Here is a 21,358-nt window from a genome sequence, read left to right as displayed (position 1 = left end):
CAATCATGAATTTATTAAAATCGTTGGCGGCAGTAAGCTCCATGACCATGATGTCTCGTGTGCTTGGGTTTATTCGCGACGCCATTATCGCTCGAGTTTTTGGTGCAGGAGCCGCGGCGGACGCCTTTTTTGTCGCATTTAAGCTACCGAATCTTTTACGTCGAATTTTTGCCGAAGGTGCATTTTCACAAGCTTTTGTCCCAATACTGGCGGAATACAAAAATCAGCAGGGAGAAGAGGCCACTCGTACATTCGTCGCTTATATTGCTGGGATGCTAACCCTCGCTTTAGCGATCGTAACTATCCTTGGTATGATTGCCGCCCCTTGGATCATTTATGTTACTGCACCTGGATTTACTGACGATGCTGACAAATTTGCGCTGACGACAGATCTTTTACGAGTCACATTCCCTTATATTTTTCTGATCTCTCTGGCCTCTCTCGCTGGGGCTATCCTGAATACTTGGAACCGTTTCTCAGTCCCTGCATTCGCGCCAACATTGCTCAATGTCAGTATGATCATTTTTGCCGCTTTCGCAGCCCCATACTTTAATCCACCCATAATGTCATTAGCATGGGCAGTGCTGGTTGGCGGTGTTTTGCAACTGGTCTATCAGCTACCACACCTTAAAAAGGTGGGCATGTTAGTGCTACCGCGCTTATCATTTCGTGATAGTGGGGTTTGGCGTGTAATGAAAATGATGGGTCCCGCTATTATCGGGGTTTCTGTCGCGCAAATTTCTTTGATTATCAATACGATATTTGCCTCTTTTTTACAATCTGGTTCAGTATCATGGATGTACTACGCCGATAGGCTAATGGAGTTACCATCAGGGGTACTTGGAGTAGCTCTTGGAACGATTTTATTGCCATCACTTGCGAAAAGCTTTACGAGTGGCAACCAAAACGAATATCGTCACTTGATGGATTGGGGGTTACGCCTTTGTCTGCTACTGGCACTACCTTGTGCGTTAGGGTTGGCGATACTCTCTGAAGCATTAACCGTATCTTTATTCCAATACGGTAATTTTACGGCGCATGACTCACTTATGACACAATATGCCTTAATTGCCTATTGTGTTGGGTTAACTGGGATGATTTTGGTGAAAATTTTGGCACCAGGTTTTTATTCACGCCAAGATATTCGTACCCCAGTGAAAATTGCGATTGTCACGTTAATCTTAACGCAACTGATGAACTTAGCCTTTATCGGGCCATTACAACATGCAGGTTTAGCTTTATCCATTGGGTTAGCTGCCTGTTTTAATGCGGGAGTTCTCTATTGGCAATTGCGCAAGCAAGATATTTTTCAGCCTTTAGCGGGCTGGAAAGGGTTTATCGTTAAACTATTGATAGCGTTAATTGTAATGGGTGCCGTGCTATTTGGTGTCTTACATTTTATGCCGTCTTGGCAAGAAGGTAATATGCTGATGCGTATGCTACGTTTGATAGGCGTCGTGATTGTTGGTGCGGGAAGTTATTTTGTTGCTTTATACGTGCTCGGGTTCCGCCCTCGTGATTTTATGAAACGCAGTATTGCCTAATTAATAAGTATGTCAATGACCTTAAAAGCCCAATTTTAATGAGGAGAGCTCATAAAATTGGGCTTTTTTATCTCTGTAATCTACGTAGTTAAGGTGCCAGCAGGCATAAATCCTTTCCCTTCAATTTCTAATTATCTACTCAAATTTATTCTCTTTATAACTGAATTATTAATTTCAAAATTATTTCATGAAATTTCAATTAATTGTTTTCATTGATAAAAATAATATCCGGCTCTATTTCTGGGGTATATTTACTGGGTTGTTGTGACAGCAATTAATTTCAGGGGAGTATTCAATTTATTGAATATTATTTGTTGACTGATGTCAACGGAATGGCTATGTTATGTATCAAGGAGGTCGATGAAAAAACACCCAAATAAGCATGTTCAGGCAGCTATTGAATATGCGATAGAAAATGGCTGGGTCTGGGTTACAGCAGGAAACTCATCACATACTTTCTGCAAGTTACGCTGTGGTAACGCAGTGGGTGAACACAAAACACATATGATGACTGTCTGGTCAACGCCAAAAGTTATGGAAGTGCATGCTAAACAGATAATACGTAAAGTGAATCACTGCATTGCTCTTTTAGGTTAATCCAAGCGGCTTAGGCCGCTTATTTATGTAAGATGGGGAAATTATGGCGCTATTTACTTTCACATTAACACTATCGGGTGTGACTGCTGATACGGAAGGCTTAGTTGATACCTTATTCGCCGCAGGCTGTTGCGATGCATTGGTGTGCTTTTATGGTAAATCGGTTTATTTAGAATTTGATAGGGAAGCGGAATCTTTTGATCTTGCAATTGAAACTGCGATTACAGATGTTGAAAGTACATCGCTGAATATAAAAGTGGAATCTATTGATTCCGCTTTGGTTGGGTTAAGTGATATTGCAGAATTGACAGGGCTAACCCGTCAAGCAGTGGCTTTGCTGAAAGATGGGGCTCGAGGTAAAGGCCATTTCCCTACACCCGTACAACGTTTGAAAGGGACATCCCCGTTATGGGACTGGGCGAGTGTTGCTGATTGGCTACAACAGAATAACCGTTTGTCGAATAACCCTGAACTTTATGAACAAGCAAAAATACTTTGTAAATGGAACTTAGTACTCCGTAATTGCGCAAATGAATATATCGATGAATTACAAAAACGAACAACAAAATTAGCGAAACAGCGCAAACAAAAACGGCTCACCAAAGTGAACCGTTAATAGACTATTTATTGATTTGATTACATTCTTTCAACGGTTTCAATACCTAGAGTATCTAAGCCCGTTTTTAGTGTTTTTTGCGTTAATGCAGCCAATTTCAAGCGGCTTTGGCGCTGAGCTTCGTCATCGGCTGACAAGATAGGGCAGTGCTCATAAAAGCCTGAGAATAAACCAGCTAGTTCATATAAATAAGCACACATCACATGAGGTGTACCATCACGAGCAACAGTTAGAATGGTTTCTTCAAACTGTAACAAACGTGTCGCAAGCGCAATTTCACGTGGGTCTTGTAATGAAATAGGCAGAGTTAAGTCTGCATGGGTTAAATTGGCTTTCTTGAAAATAGAAGCCACTCGAGTATACGCATACTGCATATACGGAGCGGTATTTCCTTCGAAAGCTAACATGTTGTCCCAATCGAAAATATAATCTGTCGTTCTGTTTTTGGACAAGTCAGCGTATTTAACGGCACCAATACCGACAACATTTGCGACATTGAGCAATTCATCTTCAGGCATATCTGGGTTTTTCTCACGGATCAGCGCTTGAGCACGTTCAACCGCTTCATCCAGTAAGTCTGATAAACGAACGGTACCACCTGTACGAGTCTTAAATGGTTTGCCATCTTTACCTAGCATCATACCGAACATGTGGTGCTCAAGTGCCATTGATTCAGGGATATAACCTGCTTTACGGACGATGGTCCATGCTTGCATTAAATGTTGATGTTGGCGAGAGTCAATATAGTAAAGTGAGCGGTCAGCATGAAGGGTTTCATAACGGTATTTCGCACAGGCAATATCAGTTGTTGTGTACAAGAAGCCACCATCTTTTTTCTGGACGATCACGCCCATTGGTTCGCCTTCTTTATTTTTAAATTCGTCGAGAAAAACAACCGTCGCGCCTTCACTCTCGACAGCTAAACCTTTGGCTTTTAAGTCTGCAACAATACCGGGTAGCATACTGTTATATAAGCTTTCGCCCATCACGTCATCTTCGGTTAAAGTGACATTTAAACGGCGATAGGTTTCTTGGTTTTGCTGCATAGTGATATCCACTAATTTGCGCCACATTTGACGACAATATTCATCACCGGATTGCAGTTTCACAACGTAGCCACGAGCGCGGACTGCGAATTCTTCATCTTCGTCGTAGTGTTTTTTGGCTTCGCGATAAAATTCTTCGAGGTCGGCAAGTGCCATATCTGTGGCATCTTCATTTTGAACTTTCTCAAGATAGGCAATTAACATACCAAATTGCGTACCCCAATCACCGACGTGGTTGGCACGGATGACTTTATGACCAATAAATTCTTGAGTGCGTGCCGCAGCATCACCAATAATGGTGGAGCGTAAGTGGCCTACGTGCATTTGTTTCGCGACATTAGGCGCAGAATAGTCAATGACAATCGTTTCAGGCTTGACGGGCGCGATGCCTAAGCGCTGGGAAGCCAATGCCTCTTCAACATGCTTTTCAACCCAAGCCGGCTCAAGGAAAATATTAATAAAGCCGGGGCCTGCAATTTCAACTTTGCTGGCAATCCCTTCCAAATCTAAGTGATTAACAAGCTGTTCAGCCAGTTGTCGCGGAGCTATCCCCATCTTTTTAGCAGCGCCCATCACTCCATTGGCTTGGTAATCACCAAACTGAGCTTTAGCGGATTGACGCACAAGTGCATCACTGTCTTCTGGAGCACCCGCTGCTAACATCGCAGCACTAATTTTATCTGAAAGAATCGCCTGAATATTCACCGAATTACCTTAAATTACGAACATAGTTACCGCATTGTGCCATCACATGCGCATAACTAAAAGGTGGAAGAGAAAAATCGGCAGGTTTTATACCACATTTTGGGGCTCTCATGCTACAGTCTGCGCCACTGTTTAGCAGATAAGTTTTTGTAAAGGGGGCGTTAAGTGCCACAGTTTAGCAAAATTTCGCAATTACAAGATTTATGGGATGACCTACCTATATTCATAGGTAAATTACAACAGATGGCGCAAGAGATAAACGTATTATTGTCATCCTTTCCGATTGACCATATTTCAGTGCGTTGTCATCATATTACAACTGCAGAACGTTGGCACCAAGGGTTAATGCAATGTGCCCAACTTTTATCTGATAATATAATTAATGGCCGACCGATTCGTTTATATGAGCTAAGTGAGCCATTAAATATCGCGGGTCAAGATGTATTTATCATTGAGTTGCCTTTTCCAAAGGACAAAATTTACTCGAAAGAAAGTTGGGAACACATCGAAATGGTAATAGATGTTGAGCCGAATCAGCTAGAAACCGCAGCATTGCAGTTGTTACCTGAACCTTTACCCCAAGGGTATAGCATTAAAATGAGCCAACCCAAAGGGCAGCAAGAAAGGTTGCCAAATCCAACATTAGCAGTGTCAAATGGTGAGATAACAGTTAAATACCATCCATTCCCGCTAAAAAAGATAATTGAAAGTGAAAAATAAGTGATGTAATTAACGTTATTGATCAATAGTACCCGTTAACTTTTGGCGGTGTGATATCTATCCGATAACATTTTTTGATAAATGGCATTATTAGGCGAATTGTTAACGTTTAACATTAAATCTTTCATTATTTTTTGGGCACATAAAGCCAGTGTTTTATTGCTCTATTTCGGAGGTTGTCATGGCAAAACTGGAAATCTGTTGTTTCGGAATTGAATGTGCCCAAGTGGCTCAAGAATATGGTGCAGATCGTATCGAACTGTGCTCTGGCGCCGCTGATGGTGGTCTGACACCCAGTTATGGTTACCTGAAATTAGCGAAAGAGAAACTACATATTCCAGTTCATCCTATTATTCGTCCTCGTGGTGGCGATTTTTGCTATAACATCAGTGAGTTTGATGTGATCCGTGAAGATTTAATCATGATTAAGGAAATGGGCTTTTCAGGTGCCGTTATCGGTATATTGGATAGCGAAGGGCGTATTGATATCAACAGGATGCAAACGTTGATGGAAATAGCTCAAGGGATGAATATTACTTTCCACCGCGCATTTGATATGTGTATTAACCCATCGTTAGCTTTAGAACAATTAAAGGAACTCGGCGTGGCTCGCATTTTAACTTCTGGGCAGCAACAAAGCGCGGAGTTGGGCTTACCTCTCTTGAAAGAGTTACATGAAAAAAGCCAGCAAATCAATGGCCCACAAATTATGGCGGGTGCGGGCGTACGTTTAGCTAACCTCAGTAAATTCATGGAAATCGGTTTATCTGAGGTACACAGTTCCGCAGGGAAAACGGTACCATCAACCATGAGTTACCGCAAAGTAGGCGTTACAATGGCTTCTAATAGCGAAACCGATGAATTTACTCACTATTGTGTGGATGGCCCTACAGTAGAAGCGATGAAGGACTTTATTTCTATTACAGAAAAAGTTTCCGTTTAATTGCCGCTAGCCATAATACGCAGCTTTACTATTTACCTGCACGGCTTTGATATGGAAATTTTAAATAGATTGTTATTCACTAAGGAAAATCAATTAGTTGGTTTTTCTTAGTGTTTATTAGCTACCATGCAGTTAATTATTGCTAAAATAGTCGATAGAAATACTAATAATATGATTTATTTATCATTAATAGCTTAATTATTGCTTGTGTTGATGCATGTCAATTAACCACTTTTTTTATAAGGCTACTATCTAATTACTATAAGAATACTAAGTAATTCAATTTATAATAATTAATAAGGTAGCAATGTAATGATCAATAAAATCAGGGAAAAAGCGCTGAGTAGGCGACAGTTTATCCAAACTTCTGCCTCTATCGCTACAACAACGGCTATCGCCAGCTCCATCTCACTACCTTTTTCCGCTCAAGCAACACCAACCATCACAATTCAACCAGATGAAGTCAGTGAAAAAATCAAATACAGCGCATGCTTAGTTAATTGTGGCAGTCGTTGCCCACTTAAAGTACATGTGAAAGATGACGTCATTACTCGTATATCGAATGAAACCATGTATGACGACACTCAGTTTGGTTTACATCAAATACGTCCTTGTTTGAGAGGGCGCTCTGTTCGCTGGAAAACCTATAACCCAGACCGCTTGAAATACCCATTATTACGTACAGGTAAACGGGGAGAAGGCAAGTTTAAACGGATCAGTTGGGATGAAGCGACGACGATAGTGGCACAAAAATTGCGCTCAACTATTGATACATATGGCAATGAAGCGATTTATTATCAGTATGGTTCAGGATCTACCGGTGCTAATTTACAAGGACGTAATGCTTGCAAGCGGTTATTAAGCCAATTAGGTGGGTTTCTTGACCAACATGGAACCTACTCAACCGCACAAATAAACGGTGTTATTCCGTATGTTTATGGCAAGTTGGATGATTCGCTGTTATCTGAAATAGCCAATAGCGATTTAGTCGTCATGTTTGGCCATAATATCGCGGAAACACGGATGTCCGGTGGTGGGCAATTCTACGAAACCTTAAAAGCGTTGGAAAAAAGCCAAGCTAAAGTCATTATTATTGACCCACGTCGTACTGATAGCGTGACAACACTAGGTGCTGAATGGATCCCGATTTATCCGGGCACTGACGGTGCGCTTGTCGCTGCGATTATCCATACATTAATTAAAGAACAATTAACGGATGAAGCCTTTTTAGCTCAATACTGTGTGGGTTGGGATAGTCAGACACTCCCTGAGTCCGCACCAAAAAATGGTTCCTATAAGGATTATATTTTAGGGCTCGGTGATGATGGTATTGAAAAAACGCCGCAGTGGGCTAGCCAAATTACAGGCGTCTCACCAGCTCGTATTATTCAACTGGCTCGTGAGCTGGGTAATGCAAAAGCCGCGTGGATTTCTCAAGGTTGGGGGTTACAAAGAACGGCATCAGGTGAACAAGCTGCACGGGCTGTGATGATGTTACCCATTGTCACGGGACATATTGGACGCCCAGGAACGAATGCCGGAGGATGGGGAGGAAACGTGGCGTATTCTGTGCCAGGTTTTGCTATTCCAAACCCAGTTAAAACCAAAATTCCGTGTTTTATGTGGACAGATGCGATAGCGCGCGGTACCGAAATGACCGCGACAAACTCGACACTGCTCGGTAAAGAACGACTTGAAACCAATGTGAAGTTTTTATGGCACTATGCGAGTAATGTCACGGGTAACCAACATTCTGACTTAAATAAAACCCACAAAATTCTAACGGATGAGTCCCTATGTGAATTTATTTTGGTTTGGGATACGCATATGACGCCATCGACTAAATATGCGGATTTAATTTTACCTGATGTGACCAGTGTTGAATCGAATGATTTAATTAATAACTCGTATGCCAGTGGTGCTTACCATTATGCTATCCGCCTACAAAATGCGATTACGCCATTATGGGAATGTCGCCAATCTTATGATGTTTTAACTGATATCGCTGAAAAACTGGGTATTAAAGACCAATTTACCGAAGGCCGTACACATGAGCAGTGGATAGAACATTGCTATAACTTGATGCGAGAAAAAAATCCACATTTGCCAACGTTCGAAGAAACGAATGACATGGGAATTGTTGATAGAAAATTGGCGAATAGTGCAGATTATATTGCTTTAAAACCATTCAGAGATTCACCTGAAACCTCACCATTACCAACACCATCGGGTAAAATTGAAATTTATTCAGAAAGGCTCGCTAAGATAGCGAAAGAGTGGGATTACCCTGCTGACCAGCGAATACCTGCTGTGCCTGAATATTGTGTAAATACTGAAGGCGTCGAAAACAAGCAAGCTAAACAAAAATACCCGCTGCAAATGACTGGCTATCACGATAAAGGCCATGCGCATTCTTCATATTTTAATATTGCGATGCTACGCGAAGCCGTTCCGCACCAGTATTGGATTAACCCAATTGATGCGTCTGCTCGTGGTATTCAAGATGGTGATGTGACTGAAATTTTCAATGACCGTGGATGTATGCATATTAAAGCAAAAGTGACAGAACGCGTATTACCCGGTGTGATTGCAGTTCCGCAAGGTGCTTGGCGAGAAGTCAATGAAGAGGGGGTCGATATTGGTGGCTGTATTAATACACTCACCACACAGCAGCCTTCCGCTCTCGTTAAAGGAAATCCGCAACATACTAACTTAGTTGACGTGAAACGTGCATAAGGAGTGACGAATGAAACAGTATGGTTTTTATTTTGACTCAACAAAATGCACAGGTTGTAAAACGTGTCAGGTGAGTTGTAAGGATGAAAAGGACCTTGATTTAGGGCCTAAATTCCGTCGGGTATACGAGTTTGGTGGTGGAAGTTGGCAACAGCAAGAGGGGATATGGCAACAGAATGTTTATAGTTACTATCTATCAATTTCTTGTAATCATTGTTCTAACCCTACCTGTGTTGCAGGTTGCCCAACCGGTGCAATGCATAAACGTGAACAAGATGGGTTAGTAGTAGTAGACCAAACCATTTGTGTCGGGTGCCGTTACTGCGAACTACGTTGTCCATACGGCGCACCACAGTATGACGAAAAGAAAAAATTGATGAGTAAATGCGATGGGTGCTATGAGCGGGTCGAAAAAGGGATGAAACCTGTTTGTGTTGAATCTTGTCCACAACGCGCATTGGACTTTGACGATATCAACATTCTTCGCGAGCGCCATGGCAATATTAGTGGGATTGCCCCCATGCCAAACCCAGCTCTTACTAATCCTAATATTGTCATTAAGCCGCACAAGGATGCTAAACCTTGTGGTGACAAGAGCGGTAAATTACAAAACCCAGCAGAGGTATAACATGCACGAACTTCCACTCGTTTTTTTCACCGTATTGGGGCAGTCGGCAGCAGGTTTATATTTATTGGTATATGCGAGCCGAAAACTGGGCATGTTGAGCGAAACCCAATTGCGTCATGCCAATATAGCGGCATTTGTCATTATGATCATTGCGCTAGTCATCGGTGGGCTACACGTTGGGCAGCCTCTGCGCTTCTTTAATATGCTTTTAGGTGTAGGCCGTTCACCAATGAGTAATGAAGCTTTGCTTAGTGGTATTTTTGTTGCTTTTGGGGCTGCAACTTTATTATTCACCTTGTTTATTAAAAATAAAGCGCTAAGTGAACTGTGCAATGTTGCCACGGTTATTTTTGGTTTGGCATTCGTCTGGTCAATTCCTCAAGTGTATAATATTGCGACGGTAGCCAATTGGTTTACTGTTTTCACAACCGTACAAATGTGGATGACTCTGTTAGTTGCTGGTGGCGCATTGGCTATTCTATTCGGTGCTCAGCGGTTAGGGGCGATGACATTTTTGATTGGTTCAATTATTATTTTTGCCACTCGTGCCGCTTATGTGTCATTTTTAGGCGAAACAGGACCAGAGATTAGCGCTGAACAAGCTGGTTTTTGGAGCTTCCAGTTAGTCGTATTAGCGGTGATGCTGTTCGTTTATCCGGCTCTATTATATCGCGGAAGAAACTCATCTGTAATATTAGGCTTATGTGCGCTAGCCGTTATTTTAGCGGAGTTAGCTGGCCGAATTGCCTTCTATAATTTATGGCAAATAACAATGTAATATCTTGATAAAAATGAAATAAAATGCCTACGACGTAATTGCCATAGGCATTTTTTTATGGTTTACGAGCAACTAAAATAGCGCGTAATGGTGCAGGGTAGCCCTCGATAGTTTTGGTTTTATCATTAGGGTCTAAAAATTCAGCCAATGAATCTGTTTTCATCCATTGTGTGCGGCGTTGCTCTTCCAAAGAGGTCACTTCTTGGTCAACAATCCGGACATCAACAAAACCACATTTTTCTAACCAAACTTTGAGCATTTTAGCGGAGGGAATAAAATAGACATTACGCATTTGAGCATAACGGTCACCGGGGATCAAACACTGAAATTCATCCCCCTCAATAACTAGACTCTCTAAAACCAATTCACCTTCGCTCACTAATTGGTTCTTAAGTTGCCACAAATGGTCAAGAGGTGAACGGCGGTGATAAAGTACACCCATTGAAAACACAGTATCAAATGCCTTTAACTCTGGCAGTTGTTCGATACCTAAAGGCAATAAGTGCGCACGTTGGTCATCGCCCAATAATTTTCTCACCGCCTCAAATTGGCATAAAAATAATTCAGTTGGGTCGATACCGACAACAAATTTGGCATCTTGCCCTAACATACGCCACATGTGATAGCCACTGCCGCAACCGACATCTAAGACATAACGGTCCTTTAGTGATGAAATATGGGGTAATACGCGATCCCATTTCCAGTCAGAGCGCCATTCGGTATCAATATTCACACCATAGAGAGAAAAAGGGCCTTTACGCCATGGCATTAATTGTTCAAGAATATTATTCAGGCGCCGAGTTTCACCGGCTGTGAGCTCGGGTTCACGTGTAGCAGTCACGCTGTTGCGTAAATCCAAATCAGTAGGGACCATTACTGGCAGGTTATCTAGCATTTTTTCCCATGAAGAAAAACCACCGTGTAACCCTTGTTTTTTCCATGCTGAAAGTTGTGCCGGAAGCGTTTCAAGCCAATGACTTAGGGGGCCAACCGCAATTTGTTGGTAAAAACGACCAAAATCAATCATGCTTAGGCCTCTTTAACCGCTAACAGTGAACCAAAATTAAAACACTGGAACCAAACTTCACAGTGAGTAAAACCTGCATTTTTTAAACGCGCTTTATGTGCTTCAACAGAATCTGTGAGCATCACGTTTTCTAACATGCTACGTTTTTGGCTGATTTCTAATTCGCTATAGCCATTCGCCCGTTTGAAGTCGTGATGCATATTGAATAATAACTCACCGATTTCTTTATCTTCGAAGTTAAATTTCTCAGAAAGGACTAAAATACCGCCGGGTTGTAGCCCTTGATAAATTTTACTGAGTAATAATTGGCGATCTTCTGGGTTGAGAAACTGCAAAGTAAAATTGAGCACAACCATAGAGGCGTTTTCAATATTTACATCACGAATATCACCTTCTATAACTTCAACCGGTGTGTCAGCACGATAGGCATCAATATGGCGGCGGCAACGTTCAACCATTGCAGGGGAGTTATCAACAGCAATAATTTTGCTTTTTTCTACTGTAATATTACGCCTTATCGATAAGGTTGCTGCACCTAAAGAGCAGCCTAAATCGTAAACATGGCTGTTGGGTTTGACAAAGCGACCCGCTAGCATGCCAATCATCGTAATAATATTAGAGTACCCTGGCACGGAGCGTTGGATCATATCAGGGAATACTTCAGCAACTTTTTCATCGAATTGCCAGTCACCAAGGTTAGCGATAGGCGCAGAGAAAAGGCGGTCTTTTGAGGTTGGATCCGAGTTTGACATAAGTTCTGTATTAATCAAAAACAAAAGTAGGGAAGGATTGTATCAGAAAGGCAGTCTACTGAAAATCAATCCATAAGCAATGAAATAATGAGCGGCACATTAATAATTCGTGCCGTTACAGAGAATAAAAGCTAAAGATTAAATGAAACGATTTGTAGCCAAGGTAGGTAATAAGTATTGGCGATAACCATCAGCGCCATAGCAAGGTAAGTTGCTACCATGCCTGAACGGCGATATGAGTAGTCGTGATTTTTTAAACCATAAGAGTGCAGTATTCGCCCTGCAATTAAGATCAAGCCACAAATATGAATCATCCACACTTGTGCGCCATTCATTTCCATTAAAAGCAATAAAATTAAAGAGATGGGAATGTATTCGATGGCATTACCATGAACGCGGATTGCGGTTTGCAACTCATAAAAACCGCCATCACCATAAGCTATACGGTATTGATTACGCAGCTTCACAACATTTAAGGATAATCTAAGCAGCAGTAAGGCACCCAGTACAGCGTACAAAGAGCTGACCATTTTTTACTCCACCATAAAACGAATCAAACTATGAAAACACCTAAAAATATAAGTTATAGTAATGGGTATTAACAATATTTGGTGAATTGTAAATCCTAAAAAGCCGTTCGACAAATGAAATCACAACTTTTTTAAGTAATCATATATGCTTTATTGAATTAATCCGTCTTTTTTTAATTGTGACAGAATGGTCACTGCCGTGCTTGAGCAGCGAGGTAAATCGTTAATGCTAAACCAATCCAATTCGGCAATCTCAGCAGCAGGATGGGGTTCGCCTCTATAGTCCGCAAAGTAGCAACGAATACGGACTTGCGTTCCATCTGATTTTCCATCAGCAGGGCCAATAAACTCGCCATAAAACCGGATAGAACTGATAACTAAGTCGAGTTTTAATTCTTCGGCAATCTCACGGCAGAGTGCTTGTACATCCGTCTCACCTTGTTCGCGTTTTCCACCGGGTATATAAAACAAACTTTTATTATGGGAACGCACCATCGCAATTTTGTGATCTGATAGGGTGATTAACCCAAGCTTATCGATGATTTTAACACTCATAATAGGGTCACTCTATTATTTACTGATGATAAAATAATTATGGTTATAAGTGAGTCATTAAGTAAACTGATAAAATTACTTAATGACTTAAATTAAATTTTTAAATGCTATTTCTTTTCAACGATTTTTATCAATTCATAACGAATACTTGGGGCATCAGCCGGTGGGTTAGGTACATCGAATTGCTTCACTTGTACAGTATAAGAGAAGCCTGGTTGATATTCGAAGCCTTGAATTGAGCTATAAAAAAGTTGCCAGTCATCACTTGGGTTTTCTTTCACTTTCATACACTTCATTGGGGCAACGCCCATACAATCAGCAAGTGAAGAATCAATATAAAAAGTTTTTGTATTATCAGTCTCTGCGGGTTTCATGTTTTGGCATCCAGCGAGTAGTACGAACATGGAAGTGGCAAGTAAAAATTTTTTCATGGGCAATCCTTAAACTGCAGATGATGATTAATTCAGCGTTATATCTATATATTTTTGATTATAGCAAACTGAAAAAGGTAACGATTCTGAAATAGAAAGATTAATGATTAAAGAGGTATTTATTAATCAATAATTGAATTGGAATGCATTAAGTGGTGATTTTTTTGCTCAAAAAGGCTTCAAACTGATGAAATAAACCTTTGCTGCAATATGTACATGGTGCGGATAGTCCCTTAAAATCGATAGGATCATCGTGATAGACGTCTATCTCGCTATTCAATTTTATTATTGTTGATTAGTAAAACAATAATTGATGAAAATATGATTAAAAACAAAATGGTTTACGCGTTATGTAGAATACGTAACTATTTGTCTAACAGAATTTCCTGTATAATGTCTGCCTTTTTGACATTCTGAATTTTCAGCCCGTGTTTCGCAAATAAATAGGGTTCAGCAAAATGCCAAAATCCCGCAGCAAGCAAAAGCACAACAGCTGAGTAAAAGGATATTGTATGCGTACTAATTATTGTGGGCAGTTAAACATCGCTCACGAAGGCCAAAAGGTCACTCTTAGTGGATGGGTAAACCGCCGCCGCGATTTAGGTGGTTTGATTTTTATCGATATGCGTGACCGTGAAGGTATCGTGCAAGTTTTCTTCGATCCCGATCGTAAAGACATATTTGAAAAAGCGTCAGAGCTGCGTAATGAGTTCTGTATCCAAATCACAGGGACAGTACGCGCACGTCCAGATAGCCAAAAAAATAAAGACATGGCAACGGGCGAAATTGAAGTTTTTGCTGAAGAACTGAATGTTTTTAATAAGTCAGAGCCACTGCCGTTAGATAGCAACCAAACAAATACAGAAGAGCGTCGTTTAAAATATCGTTATTTAGATTTACGTCGCCCAGAGATGTCTGACCGTCTGCGTACGCGTGCTAAAATCACCAGCTTTGTTCGTAACTTTATGGATAAAGAAGGGTTCTTGGACGTTGAAACGCCAATGCTAACCAAAGCAACGCCAGAAGGTGCTCGTGACTATTTAGTACCAAGCCGTGTTCATAAAGGTAAATTTTACGCATTACCACAATCACCACAATTATTTAAACAATTGCTGATGATGTCAGGTTTTGACCGTTATTATCAAATCGTAAAATGCTTCCGTGATGAAGACCTACGTGCGGACCGTCAACCTGAATTCACCCAAATCGATGTTGAAACCTCGTTCATGACCGCAGAGCAAGTGCGTGAAATTATGGAACGTATGATCCGTAATTTATGGTTAGAGGTAAAAGGGGTTGATTTAGGCAACTTCCCAATCATGACCTTTGCGGAAGCTATGCGTCGTTATGGTTCAGATAAACCAGACTTACGTAACCCAATGGAGCTGGTGGATGTTGCGGATATCGTAAAAGATGTTGAATTTGCGGTGTTCTCAGGCCCAGCAAACGATCCGAAAGGTCGTGTTGCGGCTCTGAAAGTCCCCGGTGGCGCAGCTATGACCCGTAAACAAATCGACGAATATGGTCAATTTGTTGGTATTTATGGTGCGAAAGGCTTGGCTTGGATGAAAGTCAACGAGCGAGCTAAAGGCCTTGACGGTATTCAAAGTCCAGTTGCAAAATTCTTGAGTGAAGACGTGATTAACCAGTTATTAGACCGTACTGGTGCCGTTGATGGCGATATCTTGTTATTCGGCGCGGGCGCGAAAAATGTGGTGACCGATTCAATGGGTGCGCTACGCTTGAAAGTCGGTCGTGACTTTGAATTAACCGATTTAAATAGCTGGCAGCCACTGTGGGTGATTGATTTCCCAATGTTTGAAGATAATGGTGAAGGCGGGTTAACTGCGATGCACCATCCATTTACGTCTCCTAAAGATTTCTCACCTGAAGAACTGGCGAGTAAACCTGAAGAAGCCGTTGCTAATGCGTATGATATGGTCATCAATGGCTACGAAGTTGGCGGTGGTTCAGTCCGTATTCACCGCAACGAAATGCAACAAACAGTATTTAGTATTTTAGGTATTAATGAAGAAGACCAACGCGAAAAATTTGGCTTCTTATTAGATGCATTGAAATATGGTACACCACCACATGCAGGCTTAGCATTTGGTCTTGACCGTTTAGTGATGCTGTTAACAGGAACTGATAATATTCGTGATGTTATTGCTTTCCCGAAAACAACAGCGGCCGCGTGTCTAATGACGAATGCACCGAGCCATGCTAACCCGGATGCATTAACGGAACTTGCTATCGCTGTAGTTGCGAAAGACGAAGAGTAAGTTCAATGAAAAAATATAAGCGCCCGGAATCAGTATTAGTCATTATTGTGGCTCAAAATAGTGGACGGGTGCTTATGTTACGACGTAAAGACGACCCAGACTTTTGGCAATCAGTGACTGGAAGTTTGGAGCCTGATGAAAAACCGTATGAAACGGCGTGTCGTGAAATTAAAGAAGAAACAGGTTTTGAGGTTGAACAGAACCAGCTGCAAGATTTGTCGCACAGTATCATCTTTGAAATTTTCCCACATTTCAGGCATCGTTATGCACCCGATGTTACGCATTGCAAAGAACATTGGTTTAAAATGGTGCAAAGTGAAGAAAAAATGCCATTACTGACGTAACACAGCGAATATCGTTGGCTAGCACCAGATGAAGCGGCGAGCTTAACGAAATCCTGGAGCAACAGTCAGGCTATTTTAGAATTTGCTGTTTAATTATTTATTGACGTTTTTTGGAGATATTTCATGGCAGGTCATAGTAAATGGGCCAACACCAAACACCGTAAAGCGGCACAAGATGCTAAGCGCGGTAAAATTTTCACTAAAATTATCCGTGAATTAGTGACTGCAGCGCGTTTAGGTGGTGGTGATCCCGCAACAAACCCACGTTTACGTGCAGCGGTAGATAAAGCATTATCTAACAACATGACTCGTGACACCTTAAACCGTGCTATCGCTCGTGGTGTTGGTAATGATGATAACGATAATATGGAAACCATCATTTATGAAGGTTATGGCCCGGGCGGAACGGCTGTTATGGTTGAATGTTTAAGTGATAACCGTAACCGTACTGTTTCTGAGGTGCGTCATGCATTCACTAAAACGGGTGGTAACTTGGGTACAGACGGCTCTGTTTCTTACTTATTTACTAAACGCGGCGTAATCACCTATGCGCCTGGTGTTGATGAAGATGCGATCATGGAAGCGGCATTAGAAGCGGGTGCTGATGATGTTGAAACTTATGATGATGGCGCAATCGATGTTTACACAACGCCAGAAACTTTTGGTGAAGTGAAAGATGCATTAGATGCTGCGGGTTTCACCAGTGAAGCTGCAGAAGTCTCAATGATCCCATCAACTAAAGCCGAGTTAGATGCAGAAACAGCGCCTAAATTGTTACGTCTTATCGATATGTTAGAAGATTCAGACGACGTTCAGGAAGTTTACCACAATGGTGATATTTCTGACGAAGTCGCTGCCACACTGTAAGTTGTGAGGCACTAAATGGCGGCCTAGTCATTTAGCATAATCCGCGTAGAGAAAGCGGGCTGATGCAGCCTGTTTTCTCTAACGCCTTCGATGCTTTCCTTCCTTTTATTCGCTATACTTGGCTAAGTATCAGTGCCATAACTCGCCTTTATTATCACTATTCTGAATGTTGGATTTGATATTCAAATAGCTATTTGATTGAAATTGATAGTATTATGAAGCTTATTAGAACAACATGATTAATATAAAGAGGCATAAGTAAATTTATATGGCGATTATTTTAGGTATTGACCCTGGCTCTCGTGTTACGGGATACGGTGTTATTCGCCAACAAGGCCGACAACTACTGTATTTAGGCAGTGGATGTATTCGTACTCAAATTGATGATTTACCAAGTCGTCTGCAACGAATTTACGCGGGCGTCTCGGAAATTATCACTCAATATCAACCGGATGTATTATCCATTGAACAAGTCTTTATGGCGAAGAATGCGGATTCAGCATTAAAACTTGGGCAAGCTCGGGGAGTTGCGATTGTCGCCGCTGCAAACATGAATATACCCGTATTTGAATATGCAGCACGTCAGGTCAAACAAACGGTGGTAGGCACAGGAGCCGCAGAAAAAAGCCAAGTACAACATATGGTTAAATCGATTCTGAAGTTGTCAGCGAGCCCACAATCTGATGCAGCAGATGCTTTGGCAATTGCGATAACACATTGCCATTTCAATCAAAACCTTTTAAAAGTTGGCGACCCACGGTTAGTTTTAACTCGCGGTCGTTTAAGATAGCGAGTTTATCTTAAACAGAATTGCTTATTAATAAATAGCGCGCAGCTGGATATGCATCCAGCATTTTTTATGGTATAAACAACGGTATTAATGATAATAAATCAACCTGTTCAGGGTTTAGATAGTATGTTCAGGGTTTAGATAGCAATAGAGGGCTTCAATGTGATAGGTCGTTTACGTGGTATTGTTTTAGAAAAGCAACCTCCAATCGTATTATTAGAACTACAAGGTGTTGGTTATGAAGTCCATATGCCAATGACTTGTTTCTATGAGTTGCCCGAAATTGGTCAAGAAGCAATTGTGTTTACTCACTTTGTTGTTCGTGAAGATGCTCAATTACTATATGGGTTTAATGATAAGCAAGAAAGGGCGCTATTTAAAGAGCTGATCAAAGTAAATGGTGTTGGCCCCAAATTAGCCCTCGCAATTTTATCCGGTATGTCTGCTCAACAATTTGTGTCTGCTATTGAACAAGAAGCTATTGCATCACTGGTTAAATTACCTGGAATTGGTAAGAAAACTGCAGAACGTTTAGTGGTCGAAATGAAAGACCGCTTCAAAGGCCTTAATGGGGATTTATTTAATCAAAATAGCGATATTAATCTGCCAAGTGTAAATAGCAAAGTACCAAATATGGCTGATATTGAAGCGGAAGCCGCCGCCGCACTGATTGCTTTAGGGTATAAACCACAAGAAGCAAGCCGTATGGTGAGTAAAGTCGCAAAACCGGATAGTGACTCTGAAACACTGATCCGTGATGCCCTTCGTGCAGCACTTTGATTGAGAGATTTTTAATATGATTGAAGCCGATCGCCTAATAACTGCTGAAGTATTACAGTCAGATGAAGAAGCTATTGACCGTGCGATCAGGCCAAAGCTATTGAATGAGTATATTGGTCAGCCTCAGGTTAAAGACCAAATGGAAATATTTATTCAGGCAGCGAAAATGCGAGGCGATGCACTTGATCATCTACTCATTTTTGGCCCTCCAGGGTTAGGTAAAACAACGTTGGCAGGGATTGTTGCGAATGAATTAGGCGTTAATCTACGTACAACCTCAGGGCCTGTATTAGAAAAGGCTGGCGATTTAGCTGCCATGTTAACTAATTTAGAGCCCCATGATGTCCTATTTATTGATGAAATTCATCGATTATCCCCAGTTGTTGAGGAAATACTTTATCCCGCAATGGAAGATTATCAGCTAGATATCATGATAGGCGAAGGGCCCGCAGCGCGCTCTATTAAAATTGATCTCCCGCCTTTCACGTTAATTGGTGCAACGACTCGGGCAGGGTCGCTCACATCACCATTACGTGACCGGTTTGGTATTGTGCAACGTTTAGAATTTTATCAAGTTGACGATTTACAACATATTGTCAAACGTAGTGCCCAATACATGGGGTTAGATATCACCGAAGAAGGGGCTTTACAGGTTGCTATGCGTTCGAGGGGAACTCCACGTATCACCAACCGTTTGTTACGTCGTGTGCGGGATTTTGCTCAAGTGAAAGGTGATGGTTCAATTGATGGGCTAATAGCTAACCAAGCTTTAGACATGTTAAATGTGGATGCTGCTGGTTTCGATTATTTAGATAGAAAGCTTTTAGTTGCTATTATTGATAAATTTATGGGTGGCCCAGTTGGGGTTGATAACCTTGCAGCAGCTATCGGGGAAGAGCGTGAAACCATAGAAGATGTATTAGAGCCTTACCTTATCCAGCAAGGTTTTATTCAGCGCACCCCTCGAGGCCGTATGGCGACAGTTCATGCATATAACCACTTTGGTTTAACCCCTAAAGAAATTTGATTATATAAAATAAATAAGTATGGCCCCAATATTGTTATCAATATTGGGGCCATCTGTGCTAAAAACAGCGCGTGATGACTAAAATGCATAGCTTAAAGCTTAAATTAATTTTTCGCTTTTATTGTTAAGCTAAGTACGAATAGAACAGCCGATACCAATACGACAGACGGCCCAGCAGGGGTATCGTAGAAAGCAGAAAGTGTTAATCCACCAGTTACAGCAATCATACCAATTAAGATAGCGATAAAGGCCATTTGCTCAGGTGTTCGAGCAAAACGCCTAGCCGTTGCCGCGGGTATAATCAATAAAGACGTAATAATTAACGCCCCGACAAACTTCATTGCAATGCCAATTGTTAGTGCGGTAACTAACATTAGTAATAAACGCAGTCTTTGAATATTAATGCCATCAACAAAAGCAAGTTCAGGGCTAACCGTTATGGACAAAAGTGCCCGCCAACGATAAAAAAGCAACCCGCAAACGACAATAACGCCAATAAAAATCGTTATAATATCTTCATAGCTGACTGAGAGTAAGTCACCAAATAAGTAAGCCATTAGGTCAACACGGACATTAGCCATCAAGCTAACAACGACTAAACCTAAAGACAGTGAACTGTGCGCCATAATACCCAGTAAAGTATCAACGGCAAGTTGTGGACGCTTTTCTAGCCAAACTAAGATCAAGGCTAATAGCAAAGTTACAGCAATAACGGCATAGAATGGGTTGATATTTAATAGTAGCCCAAATGCGACACCTAACAATGAAGCATGAGCTAATGTGTCGCCAAAATAGGACATTCGGCGCCACACAACAAAAGAACCTAACGGACCTGCCGCAATGGCAAGTAGCATGCCTGCTACCCAGCCGGGTAATAGTAACTCAATCATGTTTGCAGTCCTTGCTGTGTTGGTGACCAACAATAATATTGCCTTCTAAATCATGTTGATGATTATGTTGATGACGGTATACACCGAGTTGTTGAGCACCGCGATAACCAAACATTGCTACAAACTCAGGGTGGTTTGAAACAACGTCTGGCGCGCCAGAACAGCAAATATGGCCGTTAATGCAAAGTACTTTATCTGTTTTTGCCATCACGAGATGTAAGTCATGGGAAACCATTAATACAGCACAATTAAGCTCAGTTCTTAATTGATTAATTAAATCATATAGTGCAACTTGGCCTGTAATATCAACACCTTGAGCGGGTTCATCGAGCACTAACAGGTCAGGTTTATTGAGTAGGGCGCGAGCCAGTAAAACACGTTGAGTTTCACCGCCTGATAATTTTTGCATCGGTTGCTCGAGTAAATGCGTTGCTTTGACTCTTTCGAGTGCAGGTAACAAATGCTCTTTACGAGCACCGAGCTTTAATAACATAAAACGTTTAACAGTAAGAGGTAGCGTGGTATCCAGATGAAGTTTTTGTGGAACATAGCCAATAGCAAGAGAAGAGGGACGCGTAATGGTACCTGATGTAGGGGCAAGTAACCCGAGTACAACACGTACAATAGTTGATTTTCCAGCGCCATTTGGGCCTAAAAGGGTTACGATATCACCTTTATTCAGTTCAAAGGTAACATCGTTAAGGACCTGTTTTTCACCAAATGAAACAGAAATTTTATTTAAAGTCAGTAATGGTTGCATATGAAAAACA

The 21,358-nt window shown here is 41.4% G+C and carries 21 protein-coding genes and 1 pseudogene; 14 read left to right on the top strand and 8 right to left on the bottom strand.

Annotated elements, in window-relative coordinates; genetic code table 11:
• Window positions 1-5: 5 nt before the first annotated feature.
• The 3 genes from murJ to P3L40_RS11985 all read left to right on the top strand — a co-directional run bounded on the left by murJ (window position 6) and on the right by P3L40_RS11985 (window position 2,757).
• Window positions 6-1,544 (top strand): murein biosynthesis integral membrane protein MurJ, encoded by a 1,539-nt coding sequence (gene murJ, locus P3L40_RS11995; protein WP_094962954.1) that lies wholly within the window; start codon window positions 6-8, stop codon window positions 1,542-1,544.
• A 360-nt stretch (window positions 1,545-1,904) separates the two neighbouring features.
• Window positions 1,905-2,141, top strand: a complete 237-nt coding sequence (locus P3L40_RS11990) for a hypothetical protein (protein ID WP_136134770.1) — start codon at window positions 1,905-1,907, stop codon at window positions 2,139-2,141.
• A gap of 43 nt (window positions 2,142-2,184) precedes the next feature.
• The gene (locus P3L40_RS11985) at window positions 2,185-2,757 is read left to right on the top strand and encodes a helix-turn-helix transcriptional regulator (RefSeq protein ID WP_004255079.1); all 573 of its coding nucleotides are present in this window, start codon (window positions 2,185-2,187) and stop codon (window positions 2,755-2,757) included.
• Window positions 2,758-2,777: 20 nt separating this feature from the next.
• Here the strand turns inward: P3L40_RS11985 and argS are convergent, their stop codons facing one another.
• Complete coding sequence (argS, locus tag P3L40_RS11980; protein WP_004255076.1) at window positions 2,778-4,508, bottom strand: arginine--tRNA ligase; 1,731 nt, start codon at window positions 4,506-4,508, stop codon at window positions 2,778-2,780.
• Window positions 4,509-4,673: 165 nt separating this feature from the next.
• Between argS and P3L40_RS11975 the strand changes: the two genes are divergently transcribed.
• From P3L40_RS11975 to P3L40_RS11955, 5 genes are all read left to right on the top strand, one after another.
• Window positions 4,674-5,228, top strand: a complete 555-nt coding sequence (locus tag P3L40_RS11975) for a VOC family protein (protein ID WP_136134771.1) — start codon at window positions 4,674-4,676, stop codon at window positions 5,226-5,228.
• 181 nt (window positions 5,229-5,409) lie between these two features.
• The gene (gene cutC, locus P3L40_RS11970) at window positions 5,410-6,171 is read left to right on the top strand and encodes a copper homeostasis protein CutC (RefSeq protein WP_004255070.1); all 762 of its coding nucleotides are present in this window, start codon (window positions 5,410-5,412) and stop codon (window positions 6,169-6,171) included.
• Window positions 6,172-6,483: 312 nt separating this feature from the next.
• On the top strand, window positions 6,484-8,907 hold the full coding sequence (locus tag P3L40_RS11965) for a DMSO/selenate family reductase complex A subunit (protein ID WP_136134773.1): 2,424 nt from the start codon (window positions 6,484-6,486) through the stop codon (window positions 8,905-8,907).
• A gap of 10 nt (window positions 8,908-8,917) precedes the next feature.
• Complete coding sequence (locus P3L40_RS11960; protein WP_096864850.1) at window positions 8,918-9,535, top strand: DMSO/selenate family reductase complex B subunit; 618 nt, start codon at window positions 8,918-8,920, stop codon at window positions 9,533-9,535.
• 1 nt (window position 9,536) lies between these two features.
• On the top strand, window positions 9,537-10,313 hold the full coding sequence (locus P3L40_RS11955; RefSeq protein ID WP_136134774.1) for a dimethyl sulfoxide reductase anchor subunit family protein: 777 nt from the start codon (window positions 9,537-9,539) through the stop codon (window positions 10,311-10,313).
• Window positions 10,314-10,368: 55 nt separating this feature from the next.
• On the opposite strand, the gene cmoB is transcribed toward P3L40_RS11955, so the two are convergent.
• The 5 genes from cmoB to P3L40_RS11930 all read right to left on the bottom strand — a co-directional run bounded on the left by cmoB (window position 10,369) and on the right by P3L40_RS11930 (window position 13,608).
• Window positions 10,369-11,340, bottom strand: coding sequence for a tRNA 5-methoxyuridine(34)/uridine 5-oxyacetic acid(34) synthase CmoB (gene cmoB / locus P3L40_RS11950; RefSeq protein WP_096864852.1), 972 nt, complete (start codon window positions 11,338-11,340; stop codon window positions 10,369-10,371).
• A 2-nt stretch (window positions 11,341-11,342) separates the two neighbouring features.
• A complete protein-coding gene (gene cmoA / locus P3L40_RS11945) occupies window positions 11,343-12,092 on the bottom strand; it encodes a carboxy-S-adenosyl-L-methionine synthase CmoA (RefSeq protein WP_004255051.1) in 750 nt (249 codons plus the stop codon).
• Between the two features lie 131 nt (window positions 12,093-12,223).
• A complete protein-coding gene (locus P3L40_RS11940) occupies window positions 12,224-12,622 on the bottom strand; it encodes an MAPEG family protein (protein ID WP_004255048.1) in 399 nt (132 codons plus the stop codon).
• Window positions 12,623-12,772: 150 nt separating this feature from the next.
• Complete coding sequence (locus P3L40_RS11935; RefSeq protein ID WP_004255045.1) at window positions 12,773-13,177, bottom strand: NUDIX hydrolase; 405 nt, start codon at window positions 13,175-13,177, stop codon at window positions 12,773-12,775.
• 107 nt (window positions 13,178-13,284) lie between these two features.
• Entirely contained in the window at window positions 13,285-13,608 is a 324-nt protein-coding gene (locus tag P3L40_RS11930; RefSeq protein WP_004255044.1) for a DUF4377 domain-containing protein, read from the bottom strand.
• 512 nt (window positions 13,609-14,120) lie between these two features.
• Here P3L40_RS11930 and aspS point away from each other — a divergent pair.
• The 6 genes and pseudogenes from aspS (at window position 14,121) to ruvB (ending at window position 19,698) form a co-directional block, all read left to right on the top strand.
• Entirely contained in the window at window positions 14,121-15,890 is a 1,770-nt protein-coding gene (aspS, locus tag P3L40_RS11925; protein WP_004255040.1) for an aspartate--tRNA ligase, read from the top strand.
• A gap of 5 nt (window positions 15,891-15,895) precedes the next feature.
• Window positions 15,896-16,327 (top strand): annotated as a pseudogene (gene nudB / locus P3L40_RS11920) (dihydroneopterin triphosphate diphosphatase).
• 30 nt (window positions 16,328-16,357) lie between these two features.
• Complete coding sequence (locus P3L40_RS11915) at window positions 16,358-17,101, top strand: YebC/PmpR family DNA-binding transcriptional regulator (protein WP_004255032.1); 744 nt, start codon at window positions 16,358-16,360, stop codon at window positions 17,099-17,101.
• A 268-nt stretch (window positions 17,102-17,369) separates the two neighbouring features.
• Window positions 17,370-17,891, top strand: coding sequence for a crossover junction endodeoxyribonuclease RuvC (ruvC, locus tag P3L40_RS11910; RefSeq protein WP_136134776.1), 522 nt, complete (start codon window positions 17,370-17,372; stop codon window positions 17,889-17,891).
• A gap of 162 nt (window positions 17,892-18,053) precedes the next feature.
• Window positions 18,054-18,671, top strand: a complete 618-nt coding sequence (gene ruvA / locus P3L40_RS11905; protein ID WP_004255023.1) for a Holliday junction branch migration protein RuvA — start codon at window positions 18,054-18,056, stop codon at window positions 18,669-18,671.
• 16 nt (window positions 18,672-18,687) lie between these two features.
• Complete coding sequence (ruvB, locus tag P3L40_RS11900) at window positions 18,688-19,698, top strand: Holliday junction branch migration DNA helicase RuvB (RefSeq protein ID WP_004255021.1); 1,011 nt, start codon at window positions 18,688-18,690, stop codon at window positions 19,696-19,698.
• Window positions 19,699-19,802: 104 nt separating this feature from the next.
• Here ruvB and znuB read toward each other — a convergent pair whose 3' ends face one another.
• Together znuB and znuC are read right to left on the bottom strand one after the other, a co-directional pair.
• Window positions 19,803-20,588, bottom strand: coding sequence for a zinc ABC transporter permease subunit ZnuB (gene znuB / locus P3L40_RS11895; RefSeq protein ID WP_094962966.1), 786 nt, complete (start codon window positions 20,586-20,588; stop codon window positions 19,803-19,805).
• On the bottom strand, window positions 20,581-21,348 hold the full coding sequence (gene znuC, locus P3L40_RS11890) for a zinc ABC transporter ATP-binding protein ZnuC (protein WP_004255015.1): 768 nt from the start codon (window positions 21,346-21,348) through the stop codon (window positions 20,581-20,583). The genes znuB and znuC overlap by 8 nt, the downstream gene beginning before the upstream one ends.
• Window positions 21,349-21,358: the final 10 nt, after the last annotated feature.

It is taken from the genome of Providencia sp. PROV040, from assembly GCF_032706145.1.
In the GTDB taxonomy this organism is placed as follows: Bacteria; Pseudomonadota; Gammaproteobacteria; order Enterobacterales; family Enterobacteriaceae; genus Providencia; species Providencia hangzhouensis.
This window is presented reverse-complemented; position numbering and strand designations above follow the sequence as displayed.